A 19,176-nucleotide genomic window follows, 5' to 3' on the forward strand; every position below is an offset into this window, starting at 1 on the left:
GCCAATCCATTCGACCTATGGGTCCATAGATGAAATCAATGAACTTCGCCCAGCTTCGCGCCTTCCACGCGGTGGCGACGGAGGGGGGATTCACCAAGGCAGCACGCCTGCTGAACGTGACGCAGCCGACCTGTTCGCAGGAGGTGAAGGCGCTGGAGGAGACCTATGGCGTCACCCTGTTCGACCGCAGCAACCGTCAGGTGGCGCTGACCGAGGTCGGCACCGCGCTGTTCGCCGTCACCCGCCGCCTGTTCGCGGCGGAGCAGGAGGCGATGGAATTGCTGGCTGGGGTGCGGCATCTGGATGGCGGCACGCTGGCGGTGGGAGCGGACGGGCCGTTCCATGCGGTGCCGCTGATCGCCCGCTTCACCCGTTCCCATCCGGGGCCGACGGTGACGCTGGCGGTCGGCAATTCCCGCAGCATGCTGGAAGGGTTGATGGAAACGCGCATCGACGTGGCGGTGTTGGCCGACGTGCCGGGGGATTCGCGGCTTTATGTGCTGCCCCTGCGGCGCGATCCGGTGCGGGCGCTGGTGCCGAAGGCGCATCCGCTGGCACGGCGCCGGGCGGTGGCGCTGACCGACTTGGCGACGGAGCGGCTGGTGCTGCGGGAACCGGGATCGATGACCCGCCGGCTGATCGAGCGGGCGCTGGCGGCGGCGGAGGTCACGCCCGCCGCCGTCATCGAGATTCAAAGCCGCGAGGCGGTGGTGGAGGCGGTGGCGGCTGGGCTTGGCATCGGCTTCACCTCCGCCGCCGAATTCACCGGAGACGGCCGGCTGGTCCTGCTGCCGATCGCCGGAGCCGAGGTCGAGATGGACGAATATGTGGTCTGCCTGCGCGAACGCCGCCGGCTGGCGGTGGTGCGGGCGTTTCTTGATCTGGCGCGGGAGGTCGCGGCCGAGGCCGGCGGGCTCAGTGGCGCCGCCATGCCTGGGTCCGCGCCTGCAACGCCCGCGACAGCAGGGCATGCAGCGCCCGCACCGCGGCGGAGGTGAGCACGATCATCATCGCCATGGCGGCGGCCCCCGCCACCTCGCCGGCGTCGTCCATGTTCAGCACGGCGACCGAGGCCGGCTTGGTTTCCGGGGAATAGAGGAAGACCACCGCAGACACCGTGGTCATCGCATTGACGAAGAAGTAGATGGCGATGTCGAGGATGGCCGGCAGGCACAAAGGCACCGTGACCCGCAGGAAGGTTGACCACACCGGCACCTTCAGACTGGCCGACACCGCTTCGAATTCGGCATCCAGCTGCTTCAGGGCGGTGACGGCGGTCAGGTGGCTGACGGTGTAGAAATGCGCCACCGTCGCCAGCACCAGGATCGCCATGCCGTGATAGAGCCAGCCCAGCGGGTTCCACGGCGCGTTGAAGAAGAAGATGTAGGCCAGCCCCAGGACCATGCCAGGCACCGCCAGCGGCAGGATCGCCATCAGCCGGACCGTCCCCTTCATCGCCGCGCGTCCCGGTGCCCGCTCCACCAGCCAGGCGCCGGTGAAGACGATGGCGGTGCCGGCCAGCGCGGTCCAGAAGGCCAGGGTCAGACTGTTGGCGTAGCTGCTCCAGCCTGCCGCGTCGAACTGGGCGAAGTCGTAGTTCGCCAGCGTCGGCGTCAGGTTATAGGGCCAGAAGGTGACGATGGAGGCGAAGCCCGCCACACCGAGCAGGCCCAGCAGCAGGCCGCCGATCAGCGTGCAGAACAGCAACGCCAGCCGGTCGCCGACCGGGCTCACCCGCGGCTGGAACGGCACCGAGCGGGCGGACAGCAGAGCCATCTGCCGGCGCTGGCCAAACCAGTCGGCGATAAAGGCCAGCACCGCCGGCAGAAGCAGGACGATGCCGACCACCGCCCCCATGCCGAAATTCTGCAGGCCCACCACCTGCTTATAGACGTCGGTCGCCAGCATGTTGGTGGAGCCGCCGATCACTTTGGGCACGCCGAAATCGGTGACCACCAGCGTGAACACCACGAAGATCGCGGAGATCAGGCCATAGCGCACGCCGGGCAGGGTGATGGTGGCGAAGCGCTTCCAGGCGCCGGCGCCCAGCGCCTCCGCCGCCTCGTAGAGCCGGGCGTCGGAGGTCGACAGCGCAACGGTCAGGATCATCACCGCATGCGGGAAGGTGTAGAAGACCTCGCCCATCACGATGCCGATGGGGCCATAGATGCTCTCGCCCATCAGCAGGCCGCGCAGGATGCCCTTGTTGCCGAACAGATAGACAAGTGCGATGGCCGGCAGCAGCGACGGCGCCAGCAGCGGGATCTGCGCCAGCAGCCGGAACAGCCCCTTGCCCGCCATATGGGTGCGGGTGAGGCAGAAGGCGTAGAGGAAGGCCAGCGCCACCGTGATGACTGTGGTCAGCAGCGAAAGCGTCAGGGTGTTGACCACCGACCGCACCAGCGTCGGCGCCTCCAGGAAGGCGGCGAAGTTGGCGAGGCCGACGAAAGCGCCGTCGCGGTCATAGACGCTGCGCAGGAAAACCGTACACAGCGGCAGCAGGACGAACAGCGCCAGGAACAGCGCGATTCCACCCATTCCCAGCCCGAAAAGCCAACGTTCGCCCGGCTCCACCGGCCGGCCGGATTGGCGGCCGAATTGGCGAACGGTGAAGAAGGCCGGCTTTGCCGTCTCAGCTTTGACGAGGCTCATCGCACGGCCTCGAACACGCGCAGCCGCTCGCGCGGCAGGGTCACCGCCAGCCGGCGGCCTGACTCCAGCGACAGGTCGCGCACCAGATTGGCCGACAGGTCGGCGGTGACGCGGGCCTCGCCCAACCCGTCGGCGGCCAGCCGGGCACGGTGGAAGGGGCCGAGGAATTCCAGGCTTTCGATCACCGCCTCCAGTGTGTTGGCGCCGCCGGCCGCGCGCACCTGCACGTCCTCCGGCCGCAGGCAGACGGTCACGGCGGCACCGGGGGCTGTAGACGCCAGATCGTCGCCATCGCACTCGAAGCCGCACTCGAAACCATGGTCACCCAGCCGCACCCGTCCCGGCGCCTCCAGCACGCCCGGCAGGAAGTTCATCGCTCCGACGAAATCGGCGACGAAGGGGCTGGCTGGCCGGCGATAGACCTCGTCGGGCGCGCCGACCTGTTCGATCACGCCGTTGTTCATCACCACGATGCGGTCGGCCATGGTCAGCGCCTCCTCCTGGTCGTGGGTGACCATGATCGTGGTGATGCCCAGCCGGCGGTGCAGCTCGCGGATCTGGCGCCGCAGATGCAGCCGCACCCGCGCGTCCAAGGCCGACAACGGCTCGTCCAGCAGAAGCAGGCCGGGGGAAGGCGCCAGCGCGCGGGCCAGCGCCACCCGCTGCTGCTGGCCGCCGGAAAGCTGCGCTGGATATTTCGGTCCGGCGTCGGGCAGGCCGACCAGCGCCAGCAACCCCTCCACCCGCGCCCGTTCGGCGGCCCGGCCGAGCTTCAGGCCATAGGCGACGTTCCTGTGCACGGTCAGGTTCGGGAATAGCGCATAGGACTGGAAGACGATGCCGTAATCGCGCGCCGACGGCGGCAGGCGCGACACGTCGCGGTCGCCCAGCCACACCGCTCCGCCGCTCTGCGGGTCGAGCCCGGCGATCACCCGCAAAAGCGTGGTCTTGCCACAGCCGGACGGCCCGAGGAAGCAGATGAACTCGCCGCGCCGGATGTCGAGCGACACGCCCTTCAACGCGGTGAAGGTCCCGAAATTTTTGACGATGGAGTCCAGGCGGAGATAGGGCTCGGCGGTCATTGGCGGACTGTCCCGGCGGAAAACGGAAAGAACGGGCGGGCGCCCGCGGCACCCGCCCGTCGGCTCGACCAGGTTTTTCCCTGGCCTCAGCTCTTCGGTTCGGATTTGGCGCCGTAGCGCTTTTCCCAATCCGCCAGGATGCGGTCGCGGTTGGCGGCGGCCCAGGCGAAGTCGTTGGTCTTGATCATCGCCGCCTCCGCGTTCTTCGGATAATTCGGCGTCTCCTTGGTCACGCCGGGATGGGCGGTGACCTGATAGAAGTTCACATATTCCTCGTTCGCCTTGCGGCTCGCCGCCCAGTCGGCGAGCGCCTTGGCGGCCTCGGCCTTTTGGGTGCCCTTGACGATGGCCGTCGCCTCCATCTCCCAGCCCACGCCTTCGGAGGCCAGGATCACGTCGATCGGCGCACCCTTGGTCTTTTGCTGGGCGCCGGTGTATTCGATCGAGATGCCGATGGGATATTCGCCGGCCGCCGCCATCTTGCAGGGCTTGGAGCCCGAATGGGTGTAGAGCGCGACGTTGTCGTTCAGCTTGTCCATGTAGGACCAGCCCTTGTCCGCCCCCATGGTCTGCAGCCAGCCGGACACAGCCAGGAAGCCGGTGCCCGAGGAGGCCGGGTTCGGCATGACGATCTGGCCCTTGTATTCCGGCTTCAGCAGGTCGGCCCAGGAGGTCGGCTTCGGCAGCTTCTTCTTCTCGGCCTCGACCGTGTTGAAGCAGATCGCCGCCATCCAGGCATCCATGCCGACCCAGGCCGGCGGGGTCTTGGCGTCGCGGAAGCTCGGCTTGAGCGCCTCGGCCCCCTTGGGCTGGTAGGGCATCAGCATGCCCTGGGCATCCAGGATCATCAGGCTGGAGGCGGCGAGGCCCCACACCACATCGGCCTTGGGATTGTCCTTCTCGGCCAGCAGCTTGGCGGTGACGACGCCGGTGGAATCGCGCACCCATTCGATCTCGATGCCGGGGTTGTCGGCCTCGAATGCCTTCTTGTAAGGGGCGAGCTGTTCATTCTCCAGAGCGGTGTAGACGGACAGGCGGGTGGCTGCCCCGGCTTCAGCGGCGGACGCGACGGCGGCCAGCAGCGCAAGCGCACAAGTCCCAAGCAGAGTGGTGCGGCGGATCATCATGGAGCTCCCGTGGTCGAATGGGCGGAGTTTAGAGACGTCCTGGAGTGGCGTGTTTGCCGCGGGAGCGGCAGTTGCCCGCCGCCCCGTTACAGGAAGCCTCTCTACGCCCAAGCGCCCGTTCACTCCCGTTAAGCTTTGGTGACTCCGAGGTGGGAATATCTTCGCCTCACCGGCGATCGCGTTGCAAAGGCGGCCGGACCTCCGCGACCACCGTCAAGCTTTGCAACGGAACCAGTCTTCATCGTGTCCTCCCCGTGGCGTTTCTCATGGGGTAATGCGGACGGTCTTGCAGCGGATGATCTCCTCCGGCGCGGGGACCAGACGGCGCGCCGGCTCCGGCAGCGTCGCGTTGGAGACGCTCCCTCGTGGCCGCCCGACGACGATGCGGCCGACCATGCCGGCCTCCTCGTGCGGGACGCAGAAATAGTCGTAGACACCCGGCGCGGTGAGGCTCAGCTCGAAACTCTGCTCCGGCAGCAGGTAGTCCGAGTTCCACGGCGCGGCTCCTTTGGGAATGCGCAGCGGGTGTCCTTCGTTTGCCGGGTGGTAGGCCGTGCTGGTGTGCGAATTGCCGGGATCCGTGTTGATCCAGCGCAGCGTCTGCCCGGGTTCCACCAACACGCCGATCGGATCGAACCACACCTTGGAGCCGTCGGCGTTGCCGCGCATGCGGATCTCCACCACCGATGCCGCGGGCGTCGTGACCGGCAGCCCGACCAGCGCGAGGCCGGCGGCCCAGCCGCCGGCCCGCAGCAGCGTGCGTCGCACCAGCATCATGGCTACTTCGCCACGCGTGCCTCGTCGGCCTTGGACACGTGCCAGAGGACGACGTGGTAGTGCGGCTTCTCCACGCCGGGATGGCCCGCGTTGTAGTACATGTCGACGTGATCGACGGTCCCGCCGGCGGCCTTCAGGTTGTCGAACTTCTTCTGGCCCTGTATGTCCTCGACCGGGATCATGTAGATCGTGCTGGCGAGCCGGCCGTCGTGGTCGTAGGCCAGGAAGGGGCCGGCCGGAAGCGTCTTCGGGTCGACGTAGAGCGTGCCCATGCCCGGCAGGAAGTCGGGCAGCTTCACCAATTCACTAACCTTCTTGTAAGCGCCCCCAGGCGGTGCCTTCTCCACGCTCTCCGCCTGCACGGGGACGGCGGCCAGGGCGAGCGCACTGGCGATCAGGACGGTGCGAATCAACATGATGTCCTCCCTTGGGTGGTTCGGTCCGATCGTGGACCACGGGTCAGTCCGGGTCGGGCGGCGGGTCCCGCCGTAGGCTGTGGCCGAGCCGGACGAGAACCCGTTCGGCGATGCGGGCGCAGCGCTCGCCGGCGAACGGGAACACGCCGCCGAGATCGGGTGAGAGTTCCCGCCGCAGGCTTTGGCCGAGCAGGCCGCGCGCCCGATGCAGGCGCGTCTTGACAGTGTCCGGCGGGATGCCGAGGCAAGCCGCCGTCTCCTCGACGCTCATTTGCTCAATTTCGCGCAGCATGAAGACCGTACGGAACGCATCCGGCAGCGCGTCGATGGCGCGCTCGAGCAGACGCCGCGTCTCGGCTCGGGCGGCGTCCTCCTCAGGGGTCGTGGGGGGCGGCTGGGCGCCCGGGAAGGGGATCACCTTGGCGCCGGGGAGCGCACCGTCAGGTCCGTCCTCTCCGTCCAATCCGATCATGGGTCGTCTCTGCCGCAGCCGCCGCAGCGCCTCGTTGAGGACGATGCGGCCCAGCCAGGTGGACAGGCTGGAGGCGTCGCGGAACTGGTGGATGTGGGTGAAGGCGAGGATCCAGGCGTCCTGCACCGCGTCCTCGGCCTCGGTGGAGTCGCGCAGCACGCTGCGCGCCATGCGGAAGAGCGTCTGGTTGTGCCGCTGCATCAGGATGCGAAAGGCGGCGGCATCTCCCAACCGGATGCGCCCGGTGAGATCCGCGTCGGAAACCGCTGCGCCCTGTCCGATCCGCCGTGCCTGGTCCATGCCTTCGCTCCTCGTGTTCGCGGCTTCGATGCTGGATATGGGGATCAGGTTCCCGCGCAGAAGGAGTAATCATTTCTCCGTAGGCGCGGTGGGTGTGGAGGTGAGGCGATGACGGATGCCCGGCGCCCCTTCTGGACGGGCGGCCACGCCGCACAATGATTGTTGGGCCTCAGCCTCTCACCGCCGACTGGAGGCCCCTTACCATGCCGCTGGACCGCCGAACCCTACTGAAGGCGACCGCCGCGACCGGAGCCCTGGCCGCCAGACAGCTGCACGTTCTCTTCGCCTCGCCCGGTCCGCACAGCTTCAGCCCCGTGCTGACGGCAACATCACCGTTCGGGCGCGGCGGGCGGTGGTGGAGTGATCTGGCACCGGCAACTCTTGATGAATCAAGGGCGGATACAACCGTGACTGCAGACGATGCCTTTGCCGTGTCAATGCCGCTGAAGGCTGTCCGTGTCGCGCTCGGCGGTCCGAAGGACCGCCAGGGTCTGCGCGAGGCATTGCGGCAAGTGGCCGACCTTCTGGCCGAAGCACCTGCCATGTCTTCCATGATTGTATGAAATCCGCCGGCACATTGCATGCATTTTGGTTGACATTGCAGGCATCATCGGAGCATACGATCGCGCATTGCATGTAGGCATTGCTCGCCATTGCCTCCCGAAGGAACACGCGATGTCATCCGAACAGGAGTCGCCGCCTCGTCCCCCTCTCGGCGCCGGCCTGCGTGGTCACTGCCCACGCTGCAGCCAGGGTCATCTAGTCAGTGGCGTTTTGAAGCTGCGGTCCCACTGCAAGGTCTGTGGTCTGGACCATTCATGCGCCGATCCTGTTGCTGACCTGCATTCCGCACTTGCGGCCGTTGAAGGGTTGGCTGGTGGCCGGCGAGTACTTCTACAAGGCCGAGGAAGCCCGTTTCGGTACGACCGCGCCAACCCAGCCGTTTGCGGCCCCTTCCGCAGACAAAGACTCGTGCTCGACCTGACTACCGTCAGGTTCCCCGACGACAGATAGTGTCATAACTTGGAGATGTTCAAAATGTATGATTGGTTCCCCTTAGTCTTCTTTCCATTCAAGATTATCGTGTTAGGCACGGGCATGTTCTTCGCCATCAAGTGGCATCACGATCAAGCGAAGAAGGAGCGAGCGAAGAAGAATAACGAAACCAGCAGACCGTAAGTGAGCGTGGCGTGGTCGTGTCGCCGGTCCACGCGCTGGACGGCATCGCCACCCGGATCTCGCTGGTGGCGTCCACCGGTGGGGTCACGCTGCTGCCTGCCCATGTGGAACCCTTGCTGCCGCGCTCGCTGGTCAGCCGGCCGCTTACCGGCAACGCGCCTGTGATCGAGATCGCCGCAGGTTATCGAGCGGACAATCCTTCGCCCATCCTGCAGGTCTTCCTGAAGAGCATCGACGGGCTCATCACGTCGAGAGCAAAATTGCCGATCGCTTAGCCGGCAAAACTTTTCAGGCGTAAACGTGACCGCTGCGGGCGGCGGGCACGAGGATAAGAGCGTGTTTGTAGACGTCATGCGCTGATGGCCTGGCGAGCCAGCCGCTCAAGGCGCCGTGCGAAGACTGAGACGAAGGCGATCTCGATGAAAGCGACGAGGGGCTCGGCCATCCGCTCGATTCCCGTCGTTCTGGTGGCCTTTAGACCCAAGCGATCATCCGCTTTCAGGCCGTCCAGATTTCATTGGCTCGGCTGGACCTGTGGGCGGGGTTCCGCGGCCGGTTGTTTTGGCAGGCTCAGGTGGTTCGTCCTCCTCCTCTGGACGGCGGCCGAGGCAGCTCCCATCAGGACGGGCGAACGGATCAAAGGCCGGACTTGGTGGACGGTAAACGGTCATCGTTGAAGAGCCCTCGCATGTAAACAGAATTACAGTCACTCCATGACATGCTTTTCTACAAATAATTCACGGATTTATACTATCATTCTTTGATAAACACCCTTAGCGTGTTAGTAGAGCTATGATATAGATCGGTGATTAAGTAGAAGTCGCAGATGACTTGAATCGATGCTCAAGGATCTGTGCTATCGCCTGATGCTCTGGGATCAATGGAGCGAATTCAATGATTGATAGTATGGACCCGGTAAAAATCATCTCCTTGACGACAAAAATAACCGTGCCCTCTCTACGTGGATAACCGGCGCCCTCCTCTCTCCACCCTGACTTGAGCCGGCCCGTTCACACCGCGCTGTCGCAGGCTGGACAGCGGGTGCTGACGGAGGAAGAACGGCTGCTGCCAGCGGTTCCGTTCCGTCGGTCGGTAACCCCAGAGGCGATTTTCTGCCTGGAATGCGGTAAGCGCAACAGCATGCTGAAGCGTCACTTAGGTCACGAGCACGATCTCTCGCCCGACCAATACAGGGGGAAATGGCGGCTGCCGCAGGAGTACCCGATGGCAGCCCCCGCCTACGCGGCGGCTCGATCCAAAATGGCTAAGGGTATGGAACTCGGCCGTCGCGCCCAGACGCCCGCGTCGGTGGCACCGGAAACGCTGACAGGGCGTGGGACACGACCCGGTGATCTTGCTCCAAACGGTTGTTCTTGAATATTGAGGTGCGGTGCTCGACGGCATCCCCGAACACCGCCGTAAGGGCCGAGGGATAGGCGCCGGGCTTTGTGCTGCTCCATGTCCTGGAGGCAGCACTCACCGGCTTGCCCTCTCCTGCCATGACGCTGCCGCCGGCCGAAACCCAATTTCCCGATTTTATGTGTCGGAGCCTGCAGACGGCCCAAGGCCGTGGGGAGCGGGAACCATCGACACGATGCGGGTGAACAGCGAGCGGAACTCCCCGGTCGGGCCGGACCAGGGATCCTTGTTGGCTTCAAATGCGGCGTCGATGTTGGCCCATTCCCCCTCACTCAATCCCATGCGGGCCAGCGGCAGAAGCTCGCGCTCCTCCAGCCCGACATGGCCCCAGCTGTTGGCAATATAGGCGCGGGCCGTCCCCTCGAACGTCCGGAAGCCGTCCGGTCCCTCCTCCCGGTAGCGGCGCAACGTGTCGCGCAGTTCCGCGATGTGCCGGTTGCCCTCGGCATGGTCGTGCTGGAGCTTGTCGATCAACGCGCCCGCCTGCGGAATGCGCGCCCGCAGGACGACGAACAGGACGTCGTCCTCCTTGGGGTGGTGCAGCTTGTCGGGGACCTCGGTGATGTATTCGATCATCGCCTCCAGCAGGGCAAAATCGGGCTTCAGCCGGCCGTCACGCACCTCGTCGAGGATGAAGCCGAACGCCTGGAGCACGGCGCCGAGCGCACGGTGTTCGGCGTGGATGATGTCAATCGCTTTCATGACGGTCTTCCTGTCGGTCAGTGCGCCACGACGCCGAGCCAGCCGTCCAGCAGCGCACGGTCGTTGAGCAGAGTTTCGCTGTCGCCGCTGTAGACGGCCTTGCCGCGTTCCAGCACCAGCGCCTGACGGGTCAGCGGCAGGATCTGGCGGGCGTGCTGCTCGACCAGGATGATCGCCATGCCGCTGTCCTCGGTCAGGCGCTGGATGATCGTCATCAACTCCTGCACGATCAGCGGCGCCAGCCCTTCCATCGGCTCGTCCAGCAGCAGAATTTTGGGGTTCAGCATCAGCGCGCGGCCCATCGCCAGCATCTGTTGCTCGCCGCCTGACAACTGGTTGCCCATGTTGCCGCGGCGCTCCTTCAGGCGGGGGAACATTTCGTAGACCCGCTGCAGGGTCCAGGGTCCGTGGGTCGCCACAACGGTCAGGTTCTCCTCCACCGTCAGGGAGGGAAAGATGTCGCGTTCCTGCGGCACCCAGCCGAGCCCGCTATGGGCGCGGGCGTGGGCCGGAACCCGGGTCAGGTCACGGCCGGCCAAGCGCATCGATCCGGACCGGTGCCGGGCCGCCCCCATCAGGGTGGAGAGCAGCGTCGTCTTGCCCATGCCGTTGCGGCCAAGCAGGGACAGGCTGTCGCCTTCCCCCAGCGTCAGGGAGATGTCCTCCAGCACCACGGCGTCGCCATAGCCGGCCCAGACATTCTCCAGCGTCAGAAGCTCAGGCACAGATCGCCTCCCCCAGATAGACTTCGCGGACCTTCGGATCGTTGGCGATCACCTCGGGCGTGCCGTGGGTCAGCAGCGCGCCGCCGACCAGGACCGAGATGCGGTCGGCGAAGCGGAACACGAGGTCCATGTCGTGCTCGATCAGCAGGATGGTCACGTCGCGCGGCAGGGCGGCGATGGACTCGAACAGCTCACGGCTTTCGGTGGTCGGCACGCCGGCCGCCGGCTCGTCCAGCAGCAGGACGCGCGGCTTCATCGCCAGCGCCAGCGCAATTTCGATCAGCCGCTGCTTGCCGTAGGCGAGGCTGCGCGTCTTCTCGTGGGCGACGTCGAGCAGGCGCAGGCTGTCCAGCAATGCCACCGCCTCCTCCACCGCCTGGCCATGGGCGCCGACCGGCTTCCAGAAGCGGGCACCCAGCCCCAGCCGCTCGTTGACCGCCATGGTCACCGATTCCAGTACGGTCAGGTCGGCGAACAGACGGTTGATCTGGAAGGTCCGCGCCAGACCGCGCTTGACCCGCTGGTGCTGGCCCAGCCGTGTCACATCCTCGCCCTGAAGAATGACATGGCCGGCCGTCGGCTCCAGAAAGCCGGTGAGCAGGTTGATAAGCGTGGTCTTGCCGGCGCCGTTCGGGCCGATCAGCGCGTGGCGCGCGCCGGCCTCGACAGTCAGGCTGACATTGTTGGTGGCGGTGAAGCCGCCGAAATTCTTGGCGAGATTGCGTGTCTGCAGAGCGTAATCCATCACTGTACTCCCTTCCGGAGGCCGCCGGCCGCATGGCTCAGCCGGCGCAAGCCACCCATCACCCCGTCCCGCGCGAAGAGAACGACCACCACCAGAAGGGCGCCCAGCCAGAACTGCCAGTATTCCGGGTTCATGTCGGACAGCACATGGTGGGCCGACATGAAGACGATGGTCCCGATCACCGCGCCGTAGAGCGATCCCGACCCGCCGAGAACCAGGATCAGCATCAGCTCGGCCGACCGGTTGAAGGACAGGACGTCCAAGGCGACGAACTGCGTCGTCTGGGCCAGCAGCGCCCCGGCGATCCCGGCATAGGCGGCGCCGATGGTGTAGATGGCGGACAGCCGGGCGTTGACCGGCGCCCCGATGGCCGGCATGCGCGCGACGTTCAGGCGGATGCCCTTCAGGCTCAGTCCGAACGGGCTGTGCACCAGCTTGCGTGCCGCCCAGAACAGCACGAACAGGACGGCGACCGCGTACCAATAGGCGGTCTTGCCGTAAAGGTCGAAAGTGAACCGGCCGAGCAGCGGTGTCATCTCGATGCCCTGCAGCCCGTCGACCCCGCCGGTGAGGTCGGTCAGCTTGTTGGCGACCTCGTACAGCATCATTGCGATGCCCAGCGTCACCATCAGCCGGGTCAGGTCGGAACCGCGCAGCACCAGGAAGCTGGTGACGAAGCCGAGTGCGGCGCTCGCCAGTGCGGCCACCGCCAGACCGGCCAGCGGATCGCCGATGCCGTTGGCGGCCAGCAGCCCGGCCGCGTAGGCGCCAAACCCGAAGAAGGCGGCGTGGCCGAGCGAAACGATGCCGGCATAGCCGAGGATCAGGTCCAGCGACAGGCAGAACAGCGCGGTGATGGCGATCTGGGTCAGCAGGACCAGATTGTCGGGAAAGACCAGATAGGCGGCGACCGGCAGCAGCCAGAAGGCCAGTTCCGCCGGATGCCAGCGGTCGGCGCGGCGGAGCGGGGTAAGATCGAAGGTTGCGAGACTCATGCTCTTGTCCTCTAGCGCGCCGCGCGGCGCCCGAACAACCCTTGCGGGCGGAAGATCAGCATCACCACCATGACGGCGTAGATGACGAAGGCGCCGATCTGCGGGACGTAGTATTTTCCGGCGACGTCGAGCACGCCGAGAATGAGCGAGGCGACCAGCGACCCGGTGATGTTGCCGCTGCCGCCGACGGCGACGACGATCAGGAAATAGACGATGTATTTGACCGGAAAGCCGGGATCGAGGCCGAGCATCTCGACGCCCAGCGCGCCACCCAGCCCAGCCAGCGCCGTTCCCAGGGCGAAGGTCAGGGTGAAGACGCGCTCGACATTGATGCCGACGCCGCGCGCCGCCCGCGGGTTGTCGACCGATGCCCGCAGCTCCGCCCCGAACCGGGTGCCGCCGACCAGCCGCTGCAGGCCAAAGGCGATCACCAGGCTGAGCAGGATCAGAAACAGGCGGTAGGCGCCCATGTCCAGTCCCGGCAGGCTGATCTGGCCGCGCAGGAAATCCGGCAGGGTCAGGGGTTGCTGCTGTGCACCGAAGAGGAACTGGGCCGCCGCGATCGACATGAAGACCAGACCGATCGAGAACAGCACCTGATCGAGATGGGTTGCCGTGTACAGCCGGCGGTACAACGTGCGTTCCAGCACCACCCCGACCAGGGCGGTCAGGCCGGCAGCCAGCGGCAGCGCGGCCAGGAACGGCACGCCGACACGGTTCAGCAGCAGGACGCACAGATAGCCGCCGACCATGGCGAAGGCGCCATGTGCCAGATTGACGAAATTCATCAGTCCCAGCGTGACCGACAGACCGACGCTGATGAGAAACAGCAACATCCCCGAGGCGACACCGTCGAAGAGGACGGTCATGGCAAGCTCCTTTGTCGACGGTGCGAAAGGGCGGTACAAAAGGACGCGATGAAAAGCGGAAGGTTGCGGTCCCGGGCGGGGGCACCCGGGGCCGCGGCGCGCGGTTAAGGCTTGCCCGGATCGCGGACGTTGGCGACGGCGTCGAACTCGACGTTCTGAAGCTTGCCGTCGACCCGCTCGACCTTGCGGATGTAGATGGTCTGGACAATGTCGCGGGTATCCGGATCGATGGCGATGGAGCCGCGCGGACTGGTCCAGCTCATGCCGCGGGCGGCCGCCATGAATTTGTCGGCGGTGACGTCGCCACCGGTCTTCTCCAACGTGCGGGCGATCAGCTGCATGCCGTCGAACCCGCTCACCGACATGTAGTTGGGGCGGTCCTTCGGATAGGCGGCGTAATAGGCGCGGGTGTAGGCGGCGTTCTCCGGCGAGTTGTGGACTTCCGAATATTGCAGCGAGGTGATCAGCCCCAGTGCGTTGTCGCCGACGGCGTCGAGGATGTCCTCCTCCGTCAGGTCGCCGGTGGCCACGATGCGGATGCCGGCCTTGGCAAGGTCGCGCTCGACGAAGCCCTTCATGAAGGCGACCGTCTGCTCGCCGGGCGGCACGAACAGGAACACCGCGTCCGGCTTGATGTCCTTGATCTTCTGCAGGAAGGGCGCGAAGTCCGGGTTCTTCACCGGGGTGCGCACCTCGCCGACGACCTCGCCGCCGCCGGCGGTGAAGGTCTTCTTGAACTGCGCCTCTGCATCGTGGCCGGGGCCGAAATCGGCGACCAGCGTATAGACCTTGCGGATGCCGTTCTTCACCGCCCAGTCGGCGATGGGGGCGGTCAGCTGCGGCAGCGTGTGCGAGACGCGCAGGACGTAGTTGGATTTGGTGGTGATCGCCGACGCGGCCGCGTTCATCACGATCATCGGCTTCTTCGCCTCGGTGGCGATCGGCGCGGCGGCAAAGGCCGACGGCGTCAGGCCGAAGCCGCCCAGCACGTCAACCTTGTCCTTGACCACCAGCTCCTGCGCCGCGCGCTTGCTGATTTCCGGAGCGACGCCGGTGTCGTCCTTGACGATCAGTTCCACCGGGCGGCCGGCGATGGTTCCGCCGGACTGCTGGAGGTAGAGGCGGGCGCCATGCTCGATCTGCTTGCCGTAGGAGGCGAAGGGCCCGGACATCGGCAGGACCAGCCCAACCTTCAGCGGATCCGCGGCCTGGGCACTGTGGGCGGCGAGCGACAGGGCATAGGCGGCGAGCGCGGCGGTCACCCACGCGATGGACGTCCTCGGTTGCATTCTTCCCTCCCTTTTTTCTATTCGGTCTTGTGTGGCGGTTCGGTGTGACGGTCAGGCTGCGTCGGGTTGGTTCGCAGGTGCGGCGCGGCGGAAGGCATCAAGCGTGGCGCAGGCGCGGTCGATCGCCACCAGTGTGGGGTAGGGCGTCAGGTCGACGTTGAACCGCCGCGCGCTCTCGATCTGCGGGACCAGATAGACGTCGGCGATCGTGGGCGCGTCGCCGAAGCAGAAGGCGCCCCGCCGCGTGTCGGTGGCGAGCATCGTCTCCAGCGCCTGGAAGCCGGCGTCGATCCAGGTGGCGCACCAGGCGAGCACCGCCGCCTCGCCACAGCCCAGCGACTTGCGCAGATATTCAAGGACGCGGCGGTTGTTCAACGGGTGGATGTCGCAGCCGACCAGGGCGGCCAGCTCCCGCACCCGCGCCCGCGCATCAGGATCGGCGGGAAGCAGGGGCGGTGTCGGGTAGCGCTCCTCCAGCCATTCAATGATCGCCGGGGATTGGGTCAGCGCGTTGGCGCCCTTTTCTCCATCGACGGCCAACACCGGCACCAGCCCCTGCGGGTTGATCGCCCGGAAAGCGGTGCCGCTATGCTCTTCGGTGCGCAGGTCGACTGCGACATACTCGACGTCGTGCCCCTTCAGGTTCAACGCGATGCGCAGGCGATGCGACGTTCCGCTGCGAAAGAAGTTGTAGAGCTGCATCATAGCCTTGGACCCTTCAGCCCTGGGCCAGGCAATTGCCGACGTTCCAGCCGTACAGCCATTCCATCGCATCGTAGAAGCGCTCGGTCGGACGGCCCTTCCACAGCGAGTTGCGGACCAGACGCTCGACGCCCTTGGCGTGGTAGATTCTCCCCATCTCGCGGCCGGAGAGCACGATCCGCGCAGTGCGGGTGATGCGCGACCGCTGGTACAGATCCAGCGCCTTGAGCCAGTCGTTGCCGGTGACCCGCAGAGCCTCGCCCAGCGTCACCGCATCCTCCAGCGCCATGCAGGCGCCCTGGGCCATGTACTGCGTCGTCGGGTGGGCGGCGTCGCCCAGCAGCGTGACTCGGCCGAAGGTCCATTGCGGGATCGGCTCGCGGTCGGCGGTGGCCCAGCGCTTCCACTGCTTTGGCAGGTCGATCAGCTGGCGGGCCTTCGGACAGATGTCCTGAAAATAGCTGCGGACTTCCTCCGGGCTGCCCTCGGTGACGCCCCACTCCTCCTTGTTGCGGCTGTGGAAGGTGACGACGACGTTGTACTGCTCGCCGCCACGCAACGGGTAATGCACCAGATGGCAGTTGGGACCGACCCAGATGCTGGCCGCGTTCCACTTCAGCTCGTCGGGGAACTCCGACTTGTCGATCACTGCGCGGTAGACGACATGGCCGGTGACGCGCGGCGGGTCGTTCACATACTGCTGGCGCACCACAGACCGCACGCCGTCCGCGCCGATCAGGGCCACGCCCCTGTAGGCGTTGCCGTTCTGGTCATAAACGGTGACGCTGGTGTCGTCCTGCTCGATGCGTTCGATCCGGGTGTTGGTGCGGAACTCGACCCGGCCTGTCTCCTGCGCGCCCTCCAGCAGCGACAGATGCACGTCGACCCGGTGGATGACGGCATAAGGGTTGCCGAAGCGCTGGCGGAACGCCTCACCGGTCGGGACCTTGCCGACTTGGTATTCGTCGATGGCGTCGTGCATCACCATGTAGTCGGTGAAGACGGCACGGCTGCGAGCCTTGTCGCCGACACCCAGCGCATCGAAGGCATGGAAGGCGTTCGGGCCGAGCTGGATGCCGGCGCCGATCTCGCCGATCTCGGGGGCCTGCTCGAACACCTGGACCTTGAAGCTGCGGCGCACCAGGGCAAGTGCCGCCGCAAGGCCGCCGATACCGCCGCCGGCGACCAGCACGGGAAGTTCTTCAGTCATCTCTTCCTCGGATTTTCGAAACGGTGGGATGTCGGGGCGTTATTCGGCATCGCCGATGGTGAGGGCGATGTCGCCGACCTTCTCGACATGGCCAATGAGGCGGTCACCGGGTTTGACCGGACCGACCCCCTCCGGTGTTCCGGTAAGGATCAGGTCGCCGGGCTGCAGGTGGTAATAGTGCGAAAGATCGGCCAGCAGCTCGGGGATATCCCAGATCAGCTGACTGAGGTCGGCACTCTGCTTCTGCTCGCCATTAACCTGAAGGCTGATCGCGCCGGTCTTCAGAACGCCGAGATCGCCCTGCGGAACGATCGCCCCGCACACCGTGGAGTTCTCGAAGTTCTTCCCCAGATCCCATGGCCGTCCCTGGTCGCGGGCCACCAGCTGCAGATCGCGGCGGGTCATGTCGAGCCCGGCGCAATAGCCGTAGATCAGGCGTCCAGCGTCGGATTCGGTGACACGGAAGCCCTCCGCGCCGATGGCGACGGCCAGCTCCATCTCATACTGGTAGTTGGTGGTTCCGGCCGGGTACGGGACGGTCGTGCCGGACGGCACCAGCGTCGACGGGTCCTTCAGGAAGTAGAAGGGTTTGGACGACGCCTTGTCAACCGGACGGTTCATTTCGATGGCGTGGGCGTGATAGTTGCGGCCGACGCAGAAGATCCGCTTCACTGGGAAACGCGCGTCGCTGCCCCGCACCGGCAACGAGGCGACCGGCGCGGGCGTCCAAAGGTATTTGGCGTCAGACATGTCTCGTCTCATTTCTTTGACTTAAGTGCGGACTTCGTAGAGGCCCAGCTTCTTCTGAAGCGGCGCGTCGTCGGCGATGAAGAGGAAGGCGGGTTGCTCGGCGGACGGATTGCGCAGGTTCACCGGTTCGTAGCCGGGCACGCAGCAGGTGTCGGCCTCGTTCAGGGCGAGGTGGTTGCCGTCCAGTGTGACGTCGGCGGCGCCCTCGATCAGGTGGAAGACCATGGCGGTGGATCGGACCGGCAGGTCGAGCCGCTCGCCCGGACGCAGCATCAACACCGAGAAACCGAGAAGTTTCTGGCAGTCGGCACCGGTCTCCGGGTTGACGTAGGCGACCTGTACCGCATCGATGCCGGGCTGGCTCTCCGCCAGGACCAGCAGCGCCTTGCGAACGTCGGCCCAGGGGTAGCGCAGCATCGGGAAGGGCTTTCCAGCCCGGTTGAAGACGGGCGACGGAACCACGCCGCCGCGCTGGTAGGCGCGTTCGGCCGTCTCGCCATTTACCGACTGGGCGTTGCCTTCGGTGACATAGGAAGCTTCCATGTAATAGACCATCGGCAGGTCCAGCACGTCGAGCCAGACCACCGGCTTGTCGCCGTCATGGCCATGCTCGTGCCACAGGCCGGTCGGGGTCAGGATCAGGTCGCCGCGGCTCATCGGGCATTTCTCGCCGTCCACCGTGGTGTAGGCGCCTTCGCCTTCGACGATCATGCGCACGGCGTTCGGCGTATGCCGGTGGGCCGGTGCCCATTCGCCGGGCAGGAGTAGTTGCATGCCGAGATAAATCGTCGACGTCGCCTGCATCTTTTCCAGGCCATGCCCGGGATTGGCCATCACCAGCACGCGCCGTTCCGCCTTTTCCATCGGCGTCAGGTCACCGGCGCGGAGCAGCAGCGGGCGCAGGTCCCGATACGTCCAGGCGATCGGCTGGGTCCGCCGCGCCGGCTTGCCGGGCGGCAGGACGGCCCGCAGGCTGGGCCACAACGGCACCAGATTCTGCGCGGTGAGGGCGGCACGGTAGTCCTCCGGCAGGTCTTCGAGACGACCGAGTTCAAGCATGGACAGTCCTCCGATTCCGGCGACAGCCGGTTCTGGCAAAGTTTGGGTGCAGGGCGCCGTTCGCCGGCTTCGTCAAGCGGCGGGTGGATGTTCGGAATCTGGAAATTTCAAAACGGGAAAATATCAAATGAAACTATAAGGGCATGAAGAAAGCGCGCCAAATTCCTGGCGCATGGGTCAGTCAATCATCCGGCCAACTTGCCCGAATGGGCAGCGTTTACTTCTTGAATGGAGCGCGGCTGCTTTCGTTGTTCTCGTCCACCAGGCGTTCCAGCAAGGCCATGAAAACGGCGCGCTCGTCGCCGTTCAGCGGTTCCAGCAGGCGTTGCTGCACCCGCTCCACCGATGGCTCCACCGTTTCCAGCATGGCTTGCCCGGCTTCAGTGAGGGACACCAGCTTCTGGCGCCGATCCTCCACCCCGGCCGTCCGGCGGATCCAGCCCTTTTCCTCCAGCCGTTCGACCAGGCCGCCGATGGTCGAACGGTCCAAGGCCGCCCGTGACGCCAGGGTGATCTGATCGAGGTCCGATTTCTCCCGCAGCACGGCCAGAACCGCGTACTGCGTCGGCGTCAGGTCGAATTCCTTGCACTCATCAAGAAAGATCGACACCGCGATCTGTTGCGCCCGGCGGATCAGATGGCCGGGTTTGAGATGCAGGTCGCCGTGCAACATGAAGTCCCCCATTGCCGCCTTATTCCAGATCGA

General features: G+C 65.8%; 21 protein-coding genes. 4 read left to right on the top strand and 17 right to left on the bottom strand.

What is annotated here, in order from left to right; all coding sequences use genetic code 11:
* The first annotated feature begins 29 nt into the window (after positions 1-29).
* Complete coding sequence (locus M5E06_RS16840) at positions 30-998, top strand: LysR substrate-binding domain-containing protein (protein ID WP_252139151.1); 969 nt, start codon at positions 30-32, stop codon at positions 996-998.
* Here the strand turns inward: M5E06_RS16840 and M5E06_RS16845 are convergent.
* From M5E06_RS16845 to M5E06_RS16870, 6 genes are all read right to left on the bottom strand, one after another.
* Positions 916-2,652 carry a putative 2-aminoethylphosphonate ABC transporter permease subunit gene (locus M5E06_RS16845; protein WP_252139152.1) on the bottom strand — a complete coding sequence of 579 codons (1,737 nt, stop codon included), beginning with the start codon at positions 2,650-2,652 and terminating at the stop codon, positions 916-918. The two genes, M5E06_RS16840 and M5E06_RS16845, sit on opposite strands and share 83 nt — an antisense overlap.
* On the bottom strand, positions 2,649-3,734 hold the full coding sequence (locus tag M5E06_RS16850) for a putative 2-aminoethylphosphonate ABC transporter ATP-binding protein (protein ID WP_252139153.1): 1,086 nt from the start codon (positions 3,732-3,734) through the stop codon (positions 2,649-2,651). The genes M5E06_RS16845 and M5E06_RS16850 overlap by 4 nt, the downstream gene beginning before the upstream one ends.
* A gap of 86 nt (positions 3,735-3,820) precedes the next feature.
* Positions 3,821-4,861 (bottom strand): putative 2-aminoethylphosphonate ABC transporter substrate-binding protein, encoded by a 1,041-nt coding sequence (locus M5E06_RS16855; protein WP_252139154.1) that lies wholly within the window; start codon positions 4,859-4,861, stop codon positions 3,821-3,823.
* 264 nt (positions 4,862-5,125) lie between these two features.
* Entirely contained in the window at positions 5,126-5,638 is a 513-nt protein-coding gene (locus M5E06_RS16860) for a plastocyanin/azurin family copper-binding protein (protein ID WP_252139155.1), read from the bottom strand.
* Between the two features lie 2 nt (positions 5,639-5,640).
* Positions 5,641-6,054, bottom strand: coding sequence for a DUF5602 domain-containing protein (locus M5E06_RS16865; RefSeq protein ID WP_252139156.1), 414 nt, complete (start codon positions 6,052-6,054; stop codon positions 5,641-5,643).
* A 43-nt stretch (positions 6,055-6,097) separates the two neighbouring features.
* Positions 6,098-6,826 carry an RNA polymerase sigma factor gene (locus tag M5E06_RS16870; RefSeq protein WP_252139157.1) on the bottom strand — a complete coding sequence of 243 codons (729 nt, stop codon included), beginning with the start codon at positions 6,824-6,826 and terminating at the stop codon, positions 6,098-6,100.
* A gap of 203 nt (positions 6,827-7,029) precedes the next feature.
* Between M5E06_RS16870 and M5E06_RS16875 the strand changes: the two genes are divergently transcribed.
* From M5E06_RS16875 to M5E06_RS16885, 3 genes are all read left to right on the top strand, one after another.
* Complete coding sequence (locus M5E06_RS16875) at positions 7,030-7,389, top strand: hypothetical protein (protein WP_252139158.1); 360 nt, start codon at positions 7,030-7,032, stop codon at positions 7,387-7,389.
* 627 nt (positions 7,390-8,016) lie between these two features.
* Positions 8,017-8,280, top strand: a complete 264-nt coding sequence (locus M5E06_RS16880) for a LysR substrate-binding domain-containing protein (RefSeq protein ID WP_252139159.1) — start codon at positions 8,017-8,019, stop codon at positions 8,278-8,280.
* A gap of 721 nt (positions 8,281-9,001) precedes the next feature.
* Positions 9,002-9,382 (top strand): MucR family transcriptional regulator, encoded by a 381-nt coding sequence (locus M5E06_RS16885; RefSeq protein WP_286208825.1) that lies wholly within the window; start codon positions 9,002-9,004, stop codon positions 9,380-9,382.
* 159 nt (positions 9,383-9,541) lie between these two features.
* Here M5E06_RS16885 and M5E06_RS16890 read toward each other — a convergent pair whose 3' ends face one another.
* The 11 genes from M5E06_RS16890 to M5E06_RS16940 form a co-directional block, all read right to left on the bottom strand.
* A complete protein-coding gene (locus M5E06_RS16890) occupies positions 9,542-10,126 on the bottom strand; it encodes a hemerythrin domain-containing protein (protein ID WP_252139161.1) in 585 nt (194 codons plus the stop codon).
* A gap of 17 nt (positions 10,127-10,143) precedes the next feature.
* On the bottom strand, positions 10,144-10,851 hold the full coding sequence (locus tag M5E06_RS16895; RefSeq protein WP_252139162.1) for an ABC transporter ATP-binding protein: 708 nt from the start codon (positions 10,849-10,851) through the stop codon (positions 10,144-10,146).
* Positions 10,844-11,596 (bottom strand): ABC transporter ATP-binding protein, encoded by a 753-nt coding sequence (locus M5E06_RS16900; protein WP_252139163.1) that lies wholly within the window; start codon positions 11,594-11,596, stop codon positions 10,844-10,846. Before M5E06_RS16900 ends, M5E06_RS16895 begins: the two co-directional genes overlap by 8 nt.
* Positions 11,596-12,591, bottom strand: a complete 996-nt coding sequence (locus tag M5E06_RS16905; protein WP_252139164.1) for a branched-chain amino acid ABC transporter permease — start codon at positions 12,589-12,591, stop codon at positions 11,596-11,598. Before M5E06_RS16905 ends, M5E06_RS16900 begins: the two co-directional genes overlap by 1 nt.
* A gap of 11 nt (positions 12,592-12,602) precedes the next feature.
* Entirely contained in the window at positions 12,603-13,460 is an 858-nt protein-coding gene (locus M5E06_RS16910) for a branched-chain amino acid ABC transporter permease (protein WP_149199835.1), read from the bottom strand.
* Between the two features lie 104 nt (positions 13,461-13,564).
* Positions 13,565-14,749, bottom strand: a complete 1,185-nt coding sequence (locus tag M5E06_RS16915; RefSeq protein WP_252139165.1) for an ABC transporter substrate-binding protein — start codon at positions 14,747-14,749, stop codon at positions 13,565-13,567.
* Between the two features lie 51 nt (positions 14,750-14,800).
* On the bottom strand, positions 14,801-15,454 hold the full coding sequence (gene maiA, locus M5E06_RS16920) for a maleylacetoacetate isomerase (protein ID WP_353654337.1): 654 nt from the start codon (positions 15,452-15,454) through the stop codon (positions 14,801-14,803).
* A 13-nt stretch (positions 15,455-15,467) separates the two neighbouring features.
* Entirely contained in the window at positions 15,468-16,661 is a 1,194-nt protein-coding gene (locus M5E06_RS16925; protein ID WP_252139166.1) for a 3-hydroxybenzoate 6-monooxygenase, read from the bottom strand.
* 39 nt (positions 16,662-16,700) lie between these two features.
* On the bottom strand, positions 16,701-17,411 hold the full coding sequence (locus M5E06_RS16930) for a fumarylacetoacetate hydrolase family protein (RefSeq protein ID WP_252139167.1): 711 nt from the start codon (positions 17,409-17,411) through the stop codon (positions 16,701-16,703).
* A 21-nt stretch (positions 17,412-17,432) separates the two neighbouring features.
* On the bottom strand, positions 17,433-18,470 hold the full coding sequence (locus tag M5E06_RS16935) for a cupin domain-containing protein (RefSeq protein ID WP_252139168.1): 1,038 nt from the start codon (positions 18,468-18,470) through the stop codon (positions 17,433-17,435).
* A 217-nt stretch (positions 18,471-18,687) separates the two neighbouring features.
* Positions 18,688-19,155 (bottom strand): MarR family winged helix-turn-helix transcriptional regulator, encoded by a 468-nt coding sequence (locus M5E06_RS16940; protein WP_109072924.1) that lies wholly within the window; start codon positions 19,153-19,155, stop codon positions 18,688-18,690.
* Positions 19,156-19,176 lie beyond the last annotated feature (21 nt).

This window comes from Azospirillum sp. A1-3, assembly GCF_023806445.1.
GTDB lineage: Bacteria > Pseudomonadota > Alphaproteobacteria > Azospirillales > Azospirillaceae > Azospirillum.